The sequence below is a fragment of the Microlunatus sp. Gsoil 973 genome, from assembly GCF_009707365.1.
Taxonomy (GTDB): Bacteria; Actinomycetota; Actinomycetes; order Propionibacteriales; family Propionibacteriaceae; genus Microlunatus.
The window spans coordinates 1,322,363-1,341,168 of record NZ_CP046122.1 but is presented as its reverse complement, the minus strand read 5'-3'; the positions used below and the strand labels follow the sequence as shown (position 1 = coordinate 1,341,168).

Below are 18,806 nucleotides of genomic sequence, written 5' to 3'. Positions count from 1 at the left end.
TTAGTCTTGCGACCGCCGGGACCGGGCCGCTGGCCGAGCGATGGGCCGGAACGGACTGCGGATCGGCTGCTGACGGAAGGTGACCGAACAGGTGGTGGCTCAGGCGCGTCAAGCCGGCCGGCAGCTCGCTGCGCAGGCGGCCAGGCGGCTGCCGCCGGTGGCCCGGCGCGGTGTGCGGAAGAGCTGGCAACGGCTCCGGCCCTACGCCAAACGCGTCTTCTACTCCCGGATCGCCGCACCGCTGGTCAGCATCGTCCTTCCGGTCTACAACGTCGAGCGCTATCTGCCGGAGTGTCTGGACAGCGTCCTCTCCCAGTCCTATCGGCACCTCCAGGTGATCCTGGTGGACGACGGATCGCCGGACCGGTCGATCGAGATCATCCGCCGGTACGCAGCACAGGACCGCCGGATCCAGGTCATCCGCCAGGACAACGCCGGACTCGGCGCCGCCCGGAACGCCGGTGCACGTCATGCCAGGGGCAGCTTCCTGATGTTCCTCGACGCCGACGACGTGTTGCGGGAGGACGCGATACTCAGCTACGTGCGGACCATCCGGCGCACCGGGTCGGACTTCGTCGTCGGCAGTTACGACCGGATGGACTCCAACCGGCGTTGGCCGGCGGCCTCCTGGATCCGCTCGGCGCACCGGTTCTCCCGGCTGGGCACAACGCTCGCCCAATCCCCCGATGCGGTGGTCAACGCCGTCGCGTGGAGCAAGTTCTACCGCAGGAGCTTCTGGGAGCATCACGGCTTCGCCTTCCCCGAGGGCGTGCTCTACGAGGACCAGGCATTGTCGGCGCGGGCGTATGCCGAGGCGTCGACCTTCGACATTCTGGCAAAGGTCACCTACGGCTGGCGGGTGCGCGAGGACAGGAGTTCGATCACCCAGCAGGCCACCCTGCGCAACGACCTTCGCGACAGGCTGCGGGCCGCCGAGAGCTCCCTGGCGGAGCTGGACCGCCCCGGGTTGGAGCACGTCCACGCCGCTCGGCTGGCGCAGTACCTGAGCAACGACTTCCGGCTGTCGATCAAGACCGCCCAGCACGCCGACGACGAATTCTGGGAGCTGCTCATCGACGGACTGAGGCGGCTCACCGCCCGGGCGACCAACGAGGTCTGGTCGAAGGTGTCGGCCCAGCACCGCCTGGCGATCATGCTGGTCACCAAGGGGCATCGGTCCGCGGCGGTCGACTTCGTCGGTCTCGGGCACAACAACCCCAAGAACATGCCGGCTCTGGTCCGCGACGGCAACGTCTATCTCGATCCTCCGGTACGGCAAGTGCTCGGGCTGGCCGCCACCGATCCGCTGCTCGCCCTTGCCGAGCATCAATTGGGGCTGGTCTCGGTGATCCGGCGGGTCTGGTGGGATGCCGACCACCGCTGGCACGTCCAGGGCTGGGCCTATATCGACAATCTCGATCTGGCGCAGGTCCCGACCGATCCGGACGATCCGGCCGCCCTGCACACCCTGATCACGGCAGTGGAACAGACCTCGGGCGTCGAGGTTCCGCTCGAGGTGGAACTGACCCCCTCGGTCGAGGTGACCGCGGTCAGCAAGCATCGGTACGCCGACTACGAACGGTCGGTGTTCCATGCCGTCTTCGACGTGCCCGCGGCCCTGGCTCGGCTGCGCGACGACGCCGGCCCGCGCACGCCCCCGGGGCGAAACGGCCGGGTCGGCGTGGACCGGTCCGACTGGAGCCTGCGGGTGACGGTCAGCGCCGCCGGCATCCGCCGGATCGGGCCGCTGATCGGCCCGGACACCGCCGGTTCGCCAGGGCGCCTGCTGTCGGAGTTCCTGCCGGACGGCCGCTTGGTCGAGGTCGCCCATGCGGCTAGGACGGGGTTGCGGTTGTCGGCCCGCCGTCCGCCGTGCGTGGTGGCCGGTGTTCGGCTGGCCGGGCGCGAGCTCACCCTGTCCGTGACCGGAAGCCAGGACATCGCGCCCCGCCATGTGGAGTTGACAGCCACCCGGAGCATGCAGGTGCTCCGGGCGTCACTCGAGCGGGCCGGCGGTGGCCTGCGGGCGCGGGTACGGATTCCGCCTACGGGAACCGACCGGGAGTCCCGCGAACGGCTCCGGTCCGAGACCTGGACGGTGTCGGTGGTGTCTAACGACGGGACGCGGAGCCCGGCCGTCTGGCCGCCCGAGGAGAGCCACCCCGAGCTGCAACCGGCCAATCCGCGTCCGATCCGTACTGCGTCCGGCAATCTCGGCATCGTCGATGAGCCGGCAGGAGTCCGGATCGAATCGGCAGTGATCACCGAGCAGGGCCTGGTGCTGGCCGGCGCTCTGATCGTCGGCGCGGACGAGGGCTCCGACAACGGCCCCGATCAGCATTCCGATCTGGTGCTGCGGCTCTACAGCGCGAAGCTGCAGACCTCGGCGGCAGCGGCGATGACCGGACCCCGCCGTTTCACCGCGACGCTGCCGCTCGAGGCAGACCCGTGGGGATTCGGTCAGCTGCCGCTGGCCAGCGGCGAGTACGAGGTCACCGCTCGGCTCGGCGACGACGCCGTCCCGGTCCGCGCCACCGACGCCTTGATCAGCACGTTGCCGATCACCTTCCGCACGCCACGCCTGCTCGGCCGGATCCGGTTGATCAAGCCAGACCTGATCGGGCTCCGGCTGGAGCCGCCACTGGCCGACACCGAGCGCGGTGCCCGCAGGCAACAGCGGCTGCAGGACGCGCTGCGGGACCGGCTGTCCGATCCCACCTACCAGCCGGGCGCGATCCTGCTGCGCTCGTACTACGGCGAGATCTGCGGCTGCAATCCGGCGGCCCTGCACCGATATCTCCACGAATACCAAAAAGATCATCAACTGCCGGGCGGGCCGTACACCGACTACTTCGCGATCAAGGACTATTCGGTCCGGGTGCCCGAGGGCGCGATCGGGGTGTTGCACGACAGCGCGGAGTGGTACCGGTTGCTGCACGATGCCCAGTTCCTGATGGACAACATGCACCAGCCGATCTACCACAAGAAGCCGGCTCACCAGGTCCAGATCCAGACCTTCCACGGCTATCCGTTCAAGCAGATGGGGCGGTCGCACTGGGCGAGGCAGAACCGCGACATCACTCACGTACGCTCCTACCTCGAGCGGGCCGCCGACTGGGACTACCTGGTCTCACCGGCCGGCTACGGCTCCTCGGCGCTGGCCCGGGAGTTCGGCTTCCCCAATACGGTGCTGGAGATCGGCTATCCGCGCAATGATGTGCTGCTCTCCCCCGTCGCCGACAAGATCACCGCGGAGGTACGCGGCCGGTTGGGCATCCGATCGAACCAGATCGCGGTGTTGTACGGACCCACCTTCCGCGACACGATGAGCGTCGACGACAGCACTGCGGCGATGGTCGATTTCCTGGATGTGGACCGGCTCGCCGACATCGTCGGCCGACAGTTCGTGATCATGGTCCGCGGCCACGCGTTCAACGCCCGCCTCGGCACGCGGGTCGGCAGCCGGAGAACGATCATCGACGTCACCGACTACCCCGACGTCGCCGACCTGTGCCTTGCGTCCGACGCGGCGATCCTCGACTACTCGTCGCTGCGCTTCGACTACGGTCTGACCGGCAAACCGATGATCTTCATGGTGCCGGATCTCGTCCAGTACCAGACCGAGGCGCGCGGCTCGCTGTGGGCCTACGAACCGACCGCCCCCGGCCCGCTGCTGACCAGCACCGACGAGGTCGGCGCGGCGCTGCGTGATCTTGATCGGATCAGGGACGAGTACGCGGCGGCGTACGCCACCTTCCGCAGGGACTACCTCGACCTCGACGACGGCCACGCGACGCAACGCCTGGTCGATGCGGTGTTCCGTGCTGTCGACGAACCGACCTGATCCGACCGATCGTCGGGTCGGTCGGATCAGTCCGGGTGGTCGGCGTCGGACAGGTCGGCCGGTCCGAACAGGGCGTCCACCGCTCGCTCGGCGGCGTGGCCGTCGTCGTAGGCGTTGAACTTCTGCTGCCAGGCGGCGTAGCGGTCGCCATGACGCTCGGCGATGCCGTCGCGGTCGCCCAGCGTGTCGAGCAGTTCTCCGGTCGTCCGGACCACCGGTCCCGGTGCCTCGGCGGCAAGATCGAAATACGTTCCCCGCCGCCGCCCGGCATAGTCGTCCAGGTCGGGCGAGTAGAAGATCATCGGCTTGCCGGTGACGCTGAAGTCGAACATCGTCGAGGAGTAGTCGGTGATCATCAGGTCGCTGATCAGATAGAGATCGGACACCTCGGGATACATCGTCACGTCGAGTAGTCCCGGGCCGGTCAGCAGTCCGCTGTGCCTGATGGTGTTGGTGTGGCCGCGTACCAGCATCCTGGCCCGGCCGCCGATCGCCCGCCGGGTCGCCTGCAGGTCGAGATCGGCGAAGATCGTTCGCAGCCCGTCCCGCCAGGTCGGGGTGTACAGGACGACGAATTCGGAGTCGTCGATCCCGAGCCGTCGCCGCACTCCCGCCCGATAGTCGTCGGTCGCCGTGGTCAGCACGTCGTTGCGGGGATACCCGATCCGCAGGATCTCACCGCGGTAGTCGTACGCCGATCGGAACGCGGTACTGCTGAAGTCGTTCTGGGCGATCAGGAATCTCCACTGCGCGACTTCGCGAGCGGTCTTGTCGCGATACTCCGCGCCGCGTTTGACGCCCAGCCGGTCGTAGCCGAGCAGTTTGAGCGGGGTGCCGTGCCAGGTCTGCAGCACCTGTTGCCCCTCGCGCCGTCGAAATCGGGTCGGCATCCAGCAGTTGGTGACCACGAAGCGCGAGGACGCCAGTGCCTGCCACCATTCCTCGGACCACAACAGCACCGGCTCGCTGCCGTCGGGGGTTCCCACGGAGAGATCGGCGACGGTCCACAGCCGCCGCAGCGCTGATCCGCGTCGGAGGATCTCCCGCTCGATCGCTCGCGGATTGTCATTGGCCGCCGTGCCGTCGAAACTGGTGAACAGCACGGCGTCGGCCAGTTCCATCGGGCGGTTGCTGTACAGCTCGCCGAGTCGGTAGCGGCTGAACCGGCTGCGTGCCCCGTCGGGCAGCGGTGGATCGAGCGCGATCTCCAGTTCGCCCGATCCGCCGCGGCCGACGGTCACCCGCTGTTGCGGAGTGGTCAACACGCGGGGCAGTTCGGCGATGAGCCGCTGCTGCGGCGCGGCGGTGGCCGGAGCGTCGGATCCTGGCGTCAGGTCGATCATCAGCCGATAGGTCGCACTCGGCAGCGGTCGGAGCTGATCGCTCCATTCCGGATTCCCGACCAGGTCGAACTCCGCGCGGTAGCTGTCCCCGTCGACCTGCAGGGCCCGGGCAGGCTCCCGGCGGCGCCCGCCCTGCAGCTGCCAGCTCTTCGGGTCGTCAGGGACGCCTCGGCACCCACCGGTGATCACCAGGCGTGGCGTGGCATCGTCGGCTCGGACGACGTCGACCGAGTCGACGTCCGCCCGGACCGGCGCGGTCTCGACCTGGATGACCGCGCCAGGGCCGTAGCGAAGTGCCAGCCCAGCCTCGGCACCGGCCGATGACTGCCGCAGAGCATCGGCTGACCCTGTCCAGTGCACCCGTCGCCGTCTGCCGGCCGCGTCGACCAACGCCAGCTGGAAGCCGGACGGTCGTTCCGGCGCCGGCAGGCCGGTCAGGTCGCCGGAGATCCGTACCAGCTCCGCCGCCCGGCCGAAGGTCAGCGGGTGGGTCACCGCAGTGCCGATCCCGGACAGCACTGCTCCGACCGGCTCGAACCCGCCCGCCACCGTGACGTCTGCCTGCAGCGTCGTCGCAGAGATCCGGATCCGGCGGGCGACGGCGGCGCGACGGGTCAAGGTCAGCAGCAGCCCTCGCTCCGAATGCCAGGACAGCTGGCCGAGGCAGTCGTCGCCCAGTCCCAGTGCGGTGGGCTGGCCGGCCGACCCGCTGACGTCCCGCTTGCCGAAGGGCCCTTCGAGCAGACCTTGCTGATCGCTGACGGTGATCATCACCGGCCCGCGAAGTTCGAAGACATCGGTCGTCGGCGCCAGCGCGAGCAACCGAGAGACCGGCAGGGTGGCGATGAACCCGGCGCTGCTCCGGTCCTCGGTGGGAACCAGGGACTGATCGTTGAGGGCCGCCGAGGTCACCGGGCGTACGGCGAAAGGAATCGACTCCCCGTCGATCTTCCACTCCACTGCGGAAATCTGGGAACCCGACTGTTCGCCGCCACGCCGCCAGGCCGAACCTTCGAGGCGCAGCTGGGCCACGCCGTCAACCTCCAGCCAGGACACCCGGCCCAGTCGGCTGGTCAGCTCTGCGGACCGCTGCTGCGCGGAGCCGTTGCCGCGGTCCATTTCGATCCGTACGCGGGAAACCCGCGACCGGGCGCTGCGGGCGAAGCGACGGGCGCGGTTCACCAGCCGACTGCGTCCAGCGCGCGCGAGCCGTACGGGCAACGCTGCGGAGTCCCCTGCCAAGGCTCCTCCTCATCCCTGTGTCCGATGGGCCGCGCCTGGCCATGGAACAGGTGTTGGGCCGGTGAACGACACAAGGTTAGGCCACGTCGCGGCGCCCTTGCCGAGCATCCCGACCCGATAGAGTCGAGCAGTGGACACCCTGCGGAGCGTCGCCGTCATTCTGGCCGGCGGCACCGGTACGCGTGTTGGTTTGGACATTCCCAAGCAGTTGATCAAGATCGCCGGCAAACCGATCATCGAGCACACCATCATCGCTCTGAGCCAGTCGCCGTTGATCGACGAGATCATCATCATGATGACCCCCGGCTATCTCGATCCGATCAATGCGATCGTCAAGGCCGGCGGTTACCGCAAGGTCAGCAGGGTGCTCGAGGGCGCAGGACCGGAAGGCACCCGCAACGACAGCACCCGACTCGCCCTGGCCGCGCTCGGAGACGAGGAATGCAACGTCATCCTGCACGACGCCGTCCGACCGCTGGTGTCGCAGACGATCATCGAGGCCAACATCACCGCGCTGCGCGACTTCCAGGCGGTCGACACCGCGATCCCGTCGGCGGACACCATCGTGCAGGTGGATGGCGAACTCGCGCACGGTCGGCGGATCGGGGACGCGCAGCCGGTGATCGCCGATGTGCTGCCGCGCGCGTTGCTGCGCCGCGGCCAGACGCCGCAATCGTTCCGTCTCTCGGTGATCAAAAAGGCCTACGAGTTCGCCGCCCAGGATCCGGACTTCGCCGCGACCGACGACTGCACGGTCGTATTGCGCTATCTGCCCGACATCCCGATCGCCGTGGTCAACGGCCACGAACGGAACATGAAGATCACCGAACCGATCGACGTGTACCTGGCCGACAAGCTGTTCCAGCTGACGTCGGCCGACCGGCCGGCCGATCTTGACGATGTCCAGTTGCGGGCCGCGCTCGACGGCAAGGTCGTGGTCATCTTCGGTGGCTCGTACGGGATCGGCAGTGACATCTCCGAGTTGGCCCGCAGTCACGGGGCGACCGTGCACACCTTCTCCCGCTCCTCCACCGGCACCCACGTGGATCGCCGGGCCGACGTCAGTGAGGCTGCCCGGATGGTGGCTGCGGAGAGCGGCCGGGTGGACTGTGTGGTGAACACAGCGGGCGTGCTGCCCCGCGGTGAACTCGCCGAAACGTCCGAGGAGACGATCTACGAGGCGACGGAGGTCAACTACCTGGCACCGATCTTCATCGCCCAGGAGTTCTATCCGTATCTGGCGGAGTCCCGGGGTTCGCTGCTGCTGTTCACCTCCTCCTCCTACACCCGGGGACGGTCGGGGTACTCGCTCTACTCCTCGGCGAAGGCCGCGGTGGTCAATCTCACCCAGGCCCTCGCCGACGAATGGGCCGGCAGCGGGGTTCGGGTGAACTGCATCAACCCCGAGCGGACGGCGACACCGATGCGTACCAAGGCCTTCGGGGAGGAGCCTCCCGGCACCCTGTTGGACTCGACCGAGGTCGCCAGGAAATCGTTGAGCGTGCTGTTGTCGGGACAGACCGGCCATGTTGTCGACGTCCGTCGGGACGGCGGCACGGCTGCGCTGGTCAACGACTGACATCCGGCCGGATTGGCTCCCGGGGCAAGTACATTGACACGCATGCGCGCGACCGTACGGGATGTCGCGGCCCTGGCCGGTGTGTCACCCAAGACCGTCTCGAACGTGCTGAACGGCACCTTCCGGGTCACCCCGGCAACCCGGGCCAAGGTCGAGCAGGCGATGGCTGCCCTCGACTACGTACCCAACCTGTCCGCCCGAGGCCTCCGGAACGGGCGGACCGGGATGATCGCTGTTGCCCTCCCCGATCTGCGGATGCCGTACTCGGGCGAGATGTTGCACCATTTCGTCGAGGCGGCGACCGAACGCGGCCTGCACGTTCAGATCGAGGAGACCGGCACGAGCAGCGAACGGGAGGGCGAGTTGATGTCCCGGGCCCGGGCGCAACTGGTCGACGGCCTGATCCTCAACCCGGTGCTGCTGGAGACCAGCGCCGTCCAGGGTGGCGTGGCACTCCCCCCGGTGGTGCTGATCGGCGAGGTCGACCAGCCCATCGTCGACCACGTCTGGATCGACAACGTTGCCGCCAGCCGAGAGATCACCGAGCTGTTGATCAACGAGGGACATCGGCGGATCGCGATCGTCGGTGCCGGTCCGATGGCCAGCGCACAACTGCGGCTGTCCGGCTATCGCAAGGCGCTGCGGGCCGCCGGGATCGAGCCGGATCCGGAGTTGGAGATCCCCTGTACCGAATGGCACGCCGACGCAGCGGGTGCGAGCTTCGCCGCATTTCTTGATCGAAACGCCCCCCCCCGGATGCGGTCGTCGGGATGACCGACACGCTGGCACTCGGGGTGATCAACGCCCTCTACCGGCGCGGACTGTCCGTACCGGAGGATGTCTCGGTCGTCGGCTACGACAACATCGCCGATGCCGCCAGCGCAGTGCCTCCGTTGACCACCATCGACTTCGACAAACAGCAGTTCGCCGATACTGCGATCACCGTTCTCACCGAGCGGATCGCCGATCGGAACCGGCCGATCATGAGCGTGACACTGCCCCACCGAATCGTCAGAAGATCAAGTACCCGGCCTCGCTGATCACCCGCTGGCCGGCGGGTGTCACGCCGGACCGGCCAGCTCGGCCTCGATCGCCATCGCGAAGTCGTCCACATCGTCCTGCGTGGTGTCGAAGGAGCACACCCAACGCACCTCACGTACAGCGGGATTCCAATCGTAGAAGGCGAACTTCTGCCGCAACCGGTCCGCGACACCCTCTGGCAGGGTTGCGAAGATACTGTTCGCGTCGGTCGGCTGGGTGAAGCCGATGCCGTCGATCACGCCGGAGTTGATCTTGCCCTCCAGGCTGGTACGCAGCCGCTTCGCCATCGCATTGGCCCGCCCGGCCGAGCGCCGCCACAGATCACCGTCCAGCAGCGCGATGAACTGTGCGGACAGGAAACGCATCTTTGACGCGAGTTGCATGTTCAGCTTCTGCAGATACGCCAGGCCGGTCACCGCGTCTGGGTTGATCGCCAGCACCAGTTCGCCGAACATCAGGCCGTTCTTGGTCCCGCCCAGCGAGACGACGTCGACACCGACATCGGTAGTGAGCGCGCGGAGCGGGACGCCGAGGCCTGCGGCTGCGTTGGCGAGTCGGGAGCCGTCCATGTGCACCGCCAGACCGAGTCGGTGGGCGCGCGAGGCCACTGCCTCGATCTCCTCGGCGGTGTAGGCGGTGCCCAGTTCTGTGGACTCGGTGATCGAGACGACCTCGGGCAGCGGATGATGCACGTCGGCGGGCACCCGGGGAAAACGATCAAGATCGGCCGGGCGGAGTTTGCCGTCCGGCGTGGGGACCGTCAGGAGTTTGATGCCGGCGACCCGCTCCGGCGCGCCGTTCTCGTCGGTGTTGATGTGTGCCGATTCGGCGCAGATCACCGCTCCCCAGTGAGGCAGCATCGCCTGCAGCCCCACGACGTTGGCGCCGGTGCCGTTGAAGACGCCGAAGCCCTGCACTCGCGGGCCGAAATGATCAACGAGCACCTCCTGCAGCCGCGCAGTGTAAGCGTCGGCGCCGTAGGAGACCTGGTGCCCGCCGTTCGCCGCGGCGACCGCCTGGAGCACCTCGGGATGGACGCCGGCGTAATTGTCGGAGGCGAAGCCGCGCAGGCCGGGGTCGTGCAGGGTCGTCATCACCCGACGAGTTTCTCACCCGATGCGGATCCCGCCTCAGCCACCCGAATGTTCGATCAGTCCGGCACCGGCGCCGTCGGTGACTCGATTGACGTCGATCAGCTCCCAGCCTGCGCCGTCGGTACGCAGCAGGGACACCGAACCGTTGAGGATCCGCGGGGCGTCCACGCCGCACAACGCGTCGATCGTGGCACGGATGAACGATCCGTGACTCACCACGATGCCGTTGCCCGACCGTTCCGCGGCGATCCGTCGGAGAGCGGCTGCGCCGCGCTCCGCCAACTCCTGGTCGTTCTCCATTCCCGGGAACCGGCCGTCCGGCCAGCGGCGCGCGGCCTCGGCTGAGTACACGCCCTCAGCAGCGCCGTACGCCCGCTCGACGACACCGTCGTCATCCCCCAATGGCAGGCCGTCCCCGGACGTCACGACCGCGAGTTCGTCGGCAATGATCATGGCCGTCTCCCGGGCCCGATCCAGCGGCGAACTGATCATCCACGTCCAGGCGATGTCTCGCAGCAGCGGCGCTGCCGCCGACGCCTGCCGCCGACCGAGCTCGTTCAGCCCGACGCCCTGTCGTCCCTGCCAGCGCCGCTGCCGGTTCCACTCGGTCTCGCCGTGGCGCACCAGCGCGATGATCATCGATTCGGAGGTGGTCACACCCCGATCCTTCCAGAGCGTCCGCGGCGCCTCGCGGCCGGTCGCTCCCCGACCCTCGTGCGCGCCGCACCACTTGCGCGGCCGCGCACCACTTGCTCGGCGCCGCACCAGTTCCCCGGCCGCGCACCGCCTGCAGTTGGTGCGCCGCCGAGTACGTACAGCGGGAACGAGTACGTGGTGCAGGACCGACCAACTGGTGCGCGAATGACCGGCACCGGCCACCGCAGGTCGCACCACCTACTCGATGCCGCACCCCATCTCCGGCGCCGCACCAGTTCCCCGGCCGCGCACCCGCTGCATTTGGTGCGCCGCCGAGTACGTACAGCGGGAACGAGTACGTGGTGCGGGCCCGACCAACTGGTGCGGGACCGACCAACCGGTGCGCGACCGACCAACTGGTGCGCGACCGACCAACCGGTGCGGGGAGTGCGGACCCGACCACCAGGTACGCCGACGGCAGGTTGAGCCGTACCTGAGCGCGTGTGGGCGAGATCACCTTCCTGCAGCGTCTGCATTCGTGCAGTCACTGCACTATTCTGGTTGGAGCGCAGATGACAGGGCCCAACGGCGGACCGGCGCCCACCGCGACTGCGGTGACTGCCTCATCACTACTTGTCAGGAACGGCCCGAATTGAGTACGAGTCTCCGCGAGAAGAAGCGTGAGCTGCTGCGATCGACGATCGAGAAGACAGCGGTTGCGCTGGTCCTCGAACACGGCTACGAGAACGTCACCGTGGACATGATTTGCGACGCGAGCCTGGCCAGCCAGCGCACCTTCTTCAACTACTTCGGCTCCAAGGAAGCAGCCATCCTCGGGCCGGCTCCGTCCGACCCCGATCCGCAGATCGCCGAGGACTTCGTCCACCGCCCGCAGGGTGACGTGTTGAGCGACCTGGCCCGGATGATGTCCCGGGTGCTTTCCGATCACGGCGACGTCGACCTCACCCTGTGGCGCGACCGTCGGGAGATCATCCGGTCCAACGCTCAGCTGATGAAGGCCCAGGCGGAGCGGATGACCGACAAGGACGAGGAGCTCGTCGCGTTGGTGCTGCGCCGCCTCGAGGCCCAGCACGGCGGGCCCGGTGACCCTGACGACCGGCTGCCCGACCAGGCCCGGCTGATCGTCAACCTGTGGTGGGGCATCGTCCGCCACGCCATGAAGCTCTGGTCGGCGGCCTCGGCAGCCGACCCAACGACCGACCCCCAGCAGATCATCGACGACCTGCTCAACCTGCTGGAAAAGATCAAGGAAGCCTGATCAGTGAGCATTGATACAGCCGCCCCTGCGGCGGAGAGCACCGCTGCGCGCTCGGGAGGCCGGCACCTGCTGCCGATCTTCGCCGGGCTGCTCGTCGCCATGTTCCTGGCGGCACTCGACCAGACCATCTTCTCCACCGCGTTGCCGACCATCGTCGGCGACCTGCACGGTGTCAGCCACATGCTCTGGGTGACCACTGCCTACCTGGTCGCCGCCACCATCATGATGCCGATCTACGGCAAGCTCGGTGACCTTGTCGGCCGGAAGCCGTTGTTGATCTTCGCCCTGACCGTGTTCGTCGGCGGCTCGCTGATCGGCGCCGTCGCCCAGGACATGACCACGCTGATCATCGGCCGTGCCGTCCAGGGTCTAGGCGGCGGTGGTCTGATGCTGCTGGCCCAGGCGATCATCGCCGACGTCGTGCCCGCTCGCGAACGTGGCCGGTACATGGGCGTGATGGGCGCCGTCTTCGGCCTCTCTTCGGTCATCGGCCCGCTGCTGGGTGGCTGGTTCACCGAGAGTCTCAGCTGGCGGATCGGCTTCTGGCTGAACGTCCCGCTGGGTGTTGTCGCGATCCTGGCCGCTGTCTTCTTCCTCAAGCTTCCTCGGCATGATCAGCGTCCGAGGCTGGACGTCGCCGGCATCTTCACCATGGCGGTCGCCGTCACCGCGCTGATCCTCGCCACCTCCTGGGGTGGCGGTCAGTACGCCTGGGACTCCTGGCAGATCATCGGTCTGTTCGCCGTGACCGTGGTCTTCGGCATCGCCTTCGTGATCGCCGAACGGAACGCCGCCGAACCGATCATTCCGCTGCATCTGTTCAAGCAGCGCAACTTCAACCTGACCACGTTGGCCGGCCTGATCATCGCGATCGCGATGTTCGGTGCGATCGGTTACCTGCCGACCTATCTGCAGATGTCGCAGGGTGTCAGCGCGACCGTGTCCGGTCTGATGCTGATCCCGATGGTGGCCGGCCTGCTGATCGCGTCGATCATCTCCGGGCAGATCGTCACCCGTACCGGTCGCTACAAGTGGGCACCGATCCTCAGCATGATCATCACCGGTGTCGGTCTGTTGCTGCTGTCCCGGCTCACCGTCGACACTCCGTTGTGGATGCTGATGGCCTCCATCTTCGTGCTCGGCGCCGGCATCGGCACGGGCATGCAGAACCTGATCCTGATCGTCCAGAACACCTTCCCCAACCGGGAGGTCGGTACGGCAACCGCGTCGAACAACTTCTTCCGCCAGATCGGCGCCTCGCTGGGTTCCTCGATCGTCGGCAGCATCTTCGCCAGCCGGCTGACCAGTCTGCTGAGCGAACGGCTGCCAGCCCAGGCGTTGCAGTCGGGCGGCGGGGCGAACTCGCTGACCCCTGATCTGGTCAAGCAGCTTCCGCAAGGGATCCAGGACATCGTCGTCGGCGCCTACAACGACGCGCTGACGCCGATCTTCCTGTACATCGCCCCGTTGCTTGCGGTCGCACTGCTGCTGGTGATCTTCGTGAAGGAGAAGGCACTGGCCACCACCATCGACGGCACCGAGCATGACCCGCTCGCCGAGACCGGCGACGTGTCCGGCGCGCCAACAGTGGTCGAGCAGGTGGCGGCGGCGCCCGTCGTCCACAGCATCGACGGAACCTCGCCGGTCATCGGGTCCCGGTCAACGACGTCCACCCCGGTGGCGGAACCGTCGTCGGGCGCCGCAGTCAGTGTCCTGACCGCGGCCCGCGACGAGGTCCGCGCCGCCGACGCGCCCGGCGAATCGCCGACCGAACGGCTAGCCGCGAGGTTGGACGAGGTGTCCCACCGGATCGATGCCACCTCGGGCGTCACGCATCGGCAGTTGCAGCAGATCCGCGAACAGGTCGCCGACGCAGTGGGCTCGTTCCCGCCCGCCGGAACCGAGCAGCGTGATCACGAGGCGACGTTGTTGCAGAACAGTCGTGCGGTCGCCGACCGGGTGAACCGCAGCGCACGGGCCGAGGCCGAACGGATCCTGACCGACGCCGCGCAGCGGCGGGCCGAGTTGGACGAGGAGCTCGAGGATCTGCGGTCCACCGAACGCGAGTTGTCTGCGAAGGTGTCGGGTCTGCTCGGAAGTTCCGCTGCCGACGCGCCGCCGTCCGACGCGCTGCCGTCCGACGCGCCGGCGTCCGCTGACACCAACCATCAGAGGCCGGACGAGACCGGGTCGACCGACGACTCCCTTCCCGTCCACGCATGATCGCCCGTCGGACCTGATCTCCAGCCCCCCATGATCTCCGGCCATGATCATCCACCAGGCATGATCATCCAGCAGGCATGATCATCCAGCAGGCATGATCATCGGTCAGACGGAAGATCGCTGGGGGGGCCGCCTCCGACCGGAGTCGGGCCCGCAGTATCTGTGTCGGAACGTCTGGGTCGAGACGTCTGGGTCGGGATCGTTCGAGTCAAGGAACGCGGTGTAGCCAGGCGCCGGTTCCGAACTTCTCGGTCACCAGCTGTTCGGCACGGCGCCGCTCCGACTCGGTGATCACACCGTCGGCAGTCCGATAGCGACCGCGGAAGTGATCTTTGAACGCGTCGATCACGTCGGCCCTCGGCATACCCGTCTGGCTGCGCAACGGATCGACCCGCTTGTTGGCGCTGGCCGTGCCCTTGTCGGACAGCTTTTCGCGCCCGATGCGCAACACCTGCGTCATCTTGCCGGCGTCGATGTCGTACGCCATCGTGACGTGGTGCAGCACCGCGCCGCCGAGCTTGTTCCGTGCCTCGGCATCCCTGCTGGCCAATCGCTTCTGCGCGGCACCGCCGATCTTGCCGACCGGCGAGGTGATGTCGTTCAACGGTACGTACCTGGCCGCGATGCCGAGCTCGGAGAGTGCGCCGAGCACCCAGTCGTCGAGGAAGGCGTACGAACGCTCGAAGCTGAGACCTTCCACGAGTGAGCCGGGTACGTACAGCGAATAGGTGATCGTGTTGCCGGGTTCGATGAACATCGCCCCGCCGCCGGAGATCCTGCGCACGACGGTGACGTCGAACTGCTCGGCGGCTGCGTGATCGATTTCGTTCCGATACGACTGGAACGAGCCGATCACCACGGCGTTGCGCTCCCATTCCCAGATCCGCAGAGTCGGCGGCCGGGTGCCGTCGGCAACCGACTCGGTGAGAGCTTGATCAAGTGCCATCTGCAGTTGCGGCGTCTCCGCGGCACCGTGGATGATCTGGAATGTGTGGTCGGACCAGCTGGTGGCCCGGCCGACCGCGCGACGGACTGCGATCGCCACCGCGTCGGCGTCGAAACCGATCAGGTGCGCCTGCGGCCCGATCGCGGCGGTGACGACCGCGCTCATCTGCTGCACCGACGCGTCTTCGGGCATCCCGGTCAGCGCACGGTCGATGTTCTCCAGCGCGTCGTCCGGCTCGGCGAAGAAGTCGCCGGAGATCCGCACCGTGCTGAGTATCCCGTCATCGACCTCGACCTCGGCGGCGACCAGCTTGCCGCCCGGTACCTTGTATTCACCGCGCACGGTGGCATTCAACCGTGTCCGGGGGCCGGGTATTCCGTGCTGGGCCGGTCGGGGCGCCGATCCCAGGGCCCCCCGGATCTCAAGGCCGGACCTCGAGGCCCGGCCTCAGCGTCCTTCGGACTCCTTCGCCGGAGTCTCACCGTTGTCGGAGAAGCCGACCGCCCACAGCGAGGGTGCCTTCGCGCCGGCCTTGGCGGTGAGCTGCACCCGGTACTGCAGATAGCGGGATGCTCCACTGACCCGGCGGTCGGCCGGCACCTTGGTCCAACCCGTCCAGGACGCGTCCGGTGTCGCGGTACTGCCGGTGCGGACAGACAGCGTTCCGGTGGTCGCCGCAGGGAGGGTGGCGTCCCAGTTGGCCCGATCCCAGATGACCATCGCCCGAGCATCCAACACTCCCGATACGAAGGTGCCGGACCTGGCCGCGGTCGTGCCGCCGGAGAGCGTGATCCGGCCCAGTGGATCCTGATCATCGACGGTCGCGGCGCCGCTGGTCGTGCCTCGCTTGAAGCTCGGTGCGGTCTGCTCGCTGACGCCCGAGCCGGGAGTGACGAACTGCAGCGTGCCCGAGGTGGCGCTGTTGCCGGCGGCGTCGGTGGACACGCCGTTGATCAGGTACGTCGTGCCGGGATCCAGTCCGGTCAGCACCAGGGCATGGTCGGTCGCCAGCTCTTCGGCGCCGGCCACCGGCTCGAGGTCGGTCTTGCTGGTGCCGATGCGAACTTGTGCCGTCGACGGCTCGTTGGTGGTCCAGCGGAGGGTTGCGATGCCGCCGGGCAACGGCGTCACCCGCGCCGAGGTGATCTTGGGGGCCCTACTGTCGACCGCCGGGGTGGTGAAGACAGCCGGCGTCTTGCCTACCGCGGGCCAGGTCCGGGAGTTGCCCTTCAGATCGGTGGAGACGACCCGGTAGTAGTACTTGGTGCCCGGCTTCAGGCGCCGGGCGGAGATGCTGTGTTTGCGGGTCGTGTCGGCCAGTTCGATCTTGGTGTTCAGGGCGGTTGCCGAGGTACCGATCAGCACCTCCGAAGTTGCCGGCCGGGATGTGGTCCAGGTCAGCGTCGTGTCCGGGCTGCTGGTGGCTGCTTCGGTGTCTGCACTGAGCGCGGAGAACGTCAGAGCCGCCGAGCCCTGGGGTGCATAGTTGGCCACGTAGTCCCCGTCGGCTGCGTTGAAGGTTGCGTACTCCAGACCCTTGATCGTGCTGGTCGTGAAGCCGACCGGGTTGCCCGAGCGGGTCAACCCGTTCAGCACCGCTCCGCCTGGGCCGGCGGTCGGCAGCATCCCGGTCAATCCGGTCGCACCGGTTCCGGCGGCAATGCTGAAGCTCAGCGTGTTGCCGGTGAAGTTGATGTCCTTGTAGGCCGAGGCGTTCCGCCCGTCCAACCAGGTGAGCATCTGCTTTCCGCTGACGATCGGCACGTTGTGGAGCTGTGCCGACGTGATCAGTGCGTCGCTCGGCGGTTCGGTCGACGCGTCGGTGTGCATGTTGGCGGTGAACGCGCCGTAGTAGCCGGTCGAACCGAGCGCGTTGTCCAGCAGGCGGTCGATGGTGAACGGGAAGGTCTGGTCCGACTCGTCGGTCATCTGGGTGGCGGCCTGATAGATATCGAGCATGGTGCCGTCGGTGTCGGCGAACCGCATCGGCATACCGGACCCCGTCATGAACCCGGGCCGGTTCTGGACCCAGCTGCCGGGCCAGTAGTAGTAGTTGCCGTCCAGCCGCATGCCGTTGGCGAGTTCGGTCTTCGGCTGGGAGGACCAGTCACTGTAGGTGATGCAGTGGGTCCGGTTGCTGACCGGCGACGGAAGGCCGGGATAGCGGGCACGCCAGCCGGCGAGGTCGTTGGCGTAGTTGGCTGCCAGCGACGACGGTGTGTAGTCCTGGCAGTTCGTCGTCTCGTGGACCCCGACCTCGAATCCTTGATTGGTGTAGGAGACGGCGGCGGAGTTGGACAGCCCGGGCGTGTTCGGATACACGTAGGAGCTGTACCGGAAGCACGTCCAGTCCGTGACCGAGCAGCCGGCCGGGCTGTTCGCCAGCAGCTGGTTGAACCGACCCGGTGTTCCGCCGTTGCCGTGATCATCGCCAGTGCCGATGATCACCGCCTTCAAACTGCGCGGGAAGTACCAGAACCGCGGCAGCGGCTTCCGGTCCCGGTTCATCACCTGAATGAGGTTGGTCAACAGTCGCTGCTGTTCGTCGGCCTGCGGGATGGCCACCTTGTTCAGGTTCACCCAGTCGGTCGACCGGCCGCCGAAGTACAGGTCGTCGGAGCGGATCGGCGCCTGCCCATCACGTTCCTGTCCGGCCCAGGCCTGGTTGCCCTGCCGCATGGCGACGATCGACCGTGGCAGGTCGTAGCTGAAGGCTGCCGCCTGTCCCCCGTCGCTGCCGACGCTGCGCAGGGTGACGGCCGGGTTGCTCGTCGCTGTCGTTGCGTTGGAGTACAGCGTCGCGATCGCCTGCGCCCCGGACAGCGTGTACCGATCGGCACTGCCGTGGAACTGGATGGTGTCGGAGACGATTCCGGCGCCCGGTCCGGTTGCCGTGTCGACCTTCAGGTAACCGTCACTGACGCTGCCGCTACTCGCGGTGAGGCCGAGCAGGCCCGACAAAGTGCTGCTCGGCTTCATCGCGATCAGATTGCCGCCCGCGTTGACCCAGCTGGACAGCAAGCCGGCCTGGCCGGAGTCGACAGGCACGGCCCCGAGGATCACCACGTCATAGGACGACAGGGTGCCCGCCGACAGCGTCGAGACGTCGACGGTGGCGAACTCGTTGAGACCTTCTGTGCGGAGAATCTCGGCGAGATACTTCGAGTACGGGTTGCCGGAGCCGGTCACCACGGCGATCGGGCCACCCGGACCCTGATCGGGACCGGGCGGTGGTAGCGCACCGGTGGTGAACGACCAGGTCAGCGGGGCCATGGTGTTGTCGGCGGCATCCTTGGCACCGGACACGGAGACCGAGTATCGCGTCGAGGGATTCAGTTGCGTGTTCGGTGTCAGCGTCAGGGTCAGGGTGTCCGGGTCATAGCGGACCGTCGCCGGCACGGTGCTGCCGTTGGGGTCGGTCAGCGTCATGGCGCCGGAGTTCACGTTTTCGGAGAAGGTCGCCGACACCGTTGTCGAGACGGCTACGGCGGTCGCGTCGGCGGACGGCACTGTCGAGACCACGGTCGGCGCCGTGGTGTCCGCGGCGTTGGTGTCGAAGACGACATCCACCCAGTAGTT

General features: G+C 67.6%; 11 protein-coding genes. 6 read left to right on the top strand and 5 right to left on the bottom strand.

What is annotated here, in order from left to right; genetic code table 11:
* The first annotated feature begins 79 nt into the window (after positions 1 to 79).
* Positions 80 to 3,844: a CDP-glycerol glycerophosphotransferase family protein gene (locus GJV80_RS06225; protein ID WP_154687150.1), complete on the top strand. Its 3,765-nt coding sequence runs from the start codon at positions 80 to 82 to the stop codon at positions 3,842 to 3,844.
* A gap of 26 nt (positions 3,845 to 3,870) precedes the next feature.
* Here GJV80_RS06225 and GJV80_RS06220 read toward each other — a convergent pair whose 3' ends face one another.
* Positions 3,871 to 6,429, bottom strand: coding sequence for a CDP-glycerol glycerophosphotransferase family protein (locus GJV80_RS06220; protein WP_154687149.1), 2,559 nt, complete (start codon positions 6,427 to 6,429; stop codon positions 3,871 to 3,873).
* Positions 6,430 to 6,559: 130 nt separating this feature from the next.
* On the opposite strand from GJV80_RS06220, the gene GJV80_RS06215 reads away from it, so the two are divergent.
* The 3 genes from GJV80_RS06215 to GJV80_RS24495 are packed head-to-tail and all read left to right on the top strand — an operon-like array spanning position 6,560 to position 9,048.
* Positions 6,560 to 8,008, top strand: a complete 1,449-nt coding sequence (locus GJV80_RS06215; RefSeq protein WP_154687148.1) for a bifunctional cytidylyltransferase/SDR family oxidoreductase — start codon at positions 6,560 to 6,562, stop codon at positions 8,006 to 8,008.
* Between the two features lie 42 nt (positions 8,009 to 8,050).
* Complete coding sequence (locus GJV80_RS06210; RefSeq protein ID WP_255455544.1) at positions 8,051 to 8,782, top strand: LacI family DNA-binding transcriptional regulator; 732 nt, start codon at positions 8,051 to 8,053, stop codon at positions 8,780 to 8,782.
* Positions 8,779 to 9,048: a substrate-binding domain-containing protein gene (locus tag GJV80_RS24495; protein WP_255455543.1), complete on the top strand. Its 270-nt coding sequence runs from the start codon at positions 8,779 to 8,781 to the stop codon at positions 9,046 to 9,048. Before GJV80_RS06210 ends, GJV80_RS24495 begins: the two co-directional genes overlap by 4 nt.
* Before the next feature lie 21 nt (positions 9,049 to 9,069).
* On the opposite strand, the gene GJV80_RS06205 is transcribed toward GJV80_RS24495, so the two are convergent.
* Both GJV80_RS06205 and GJV80_RS06200 read right to left on the bottom strand, forming a co-directional pair.
* The gene (locus tag GJV80_RS06205) at positions 9,070 to 10,143 is read right to left on the bottom strand and encodes a low specificity L-threonine aldolase (protein ID WP_154690077.1); all 1,074 of its coding nucleotides are present in this window, start codon (positions 10,141 to 10,143) and stop codon (positions 9,070 to 9,072) included.
* A 36-nt stretch (positions 10,144 to 10,179) separates the two neighbouring features.
* The gene (locus tag GJV80_RS06200; RefSeq protein WP_154687147.1) at positions 10,180 to 10,800 is read right to left on the bottom strand and encodes a histidine phosphatase family protein; all 621 of its coding nucleotides are present in this window, start codon (positions 10,798 to 10,800) and stop codon (positions 10,180 to 10,182) included.
* Positions 10,801 to 11,431: 631 nt separating this feature from the next.
* On the opposite strand from GJV80_RS06200, the gene GJV80_RS23155 reads away from it, so the two are divergent.
* Together GJV80_RS23155 and GJV80_RS06190 are read left to right on the top strand one after the other, a co-directional pair.
* The gene (locus GJV80_RS23155; protein WP_195909190.1) at positions 11,432 to 12,058 is read left to right on the top strand and encodes a TetR/AcrR family transcriptional regulator; all 627 of its coding nucleotides are present in this window, start codon (positions 11,432 to 11,434) and stop codon (positions 12,056 to 12,058) included.
* Between the two features lie 3 nt (positions 12,059 to 12,061).
* Positions 12,062 to 14,281 carry an MDR family MFS transporter gene (locus GJV80_RS06190; RefSeq protein WP_154687145.1) on the top strand — a complete coding sequence of 740 codons (2,220 nt, stop codon included), beginning with the start codon at positions 12,062 to 12,064 and terminating at the stop codon, positions 14,279 to 14,281.
* Positions 14,282 to 14,489: 208 nt separating this feature from the next.
* Here GJV80_RS06190 and GJV80_RS06185 read toward each other — a convergent pair whose 3' ends face one another.
* Positions 14,490 to 15,569: a biotin/lipoate A/B protein ligase family protein gene (locus GJV80_RS06185; RefSeq protein ID WP_154687144.1), complete on the bottom strand. Its 1,080-nt coding sequence runs from the start codon at positions 15,567 to 15,569 to the stop codon at positions 14,490 to 14,492.
* A 105-nt stretch (positions 15,570 to 15,674) separates the two neighbouring features.
* On the bottom strand, positions 15,675 to 18,797 hold the full coding sequence (locus GJV80_RS23740; protein ID WP_154687143.1) for an Ig-like domain-containing protein: 3,123 nt from the start codon (positions 18,795 to 18,797) through the stop codon (positions 15,675 to 15,677).
* Positions 18,798 to 18,806: the final 9 nt, after the last annotated feature.

Coding starts and splice junctions, on each gene's coding strand:
- GJV80_RS06210 (WP_255455544.1), top strand. CDS start 8,051: ATGCGCGCGACCGTACGGGATGTCGCGGCCCTGGCCGGTGTGTCACCC.
- GJV80_RS24495 (WP_255455543.1), top strand. CDS start 8,779: ATGACCGACACGCTGGCACTCGGGGTGATCAACGCCCTCTACCGGCGC.
- GJV80_RS06205 (WP_154690077.1), bottom strand. CDS start 10,143: ATGACGACCCTGCACGACCCCGGCCTGCGCGGCTTCGCCTCCGACAAT.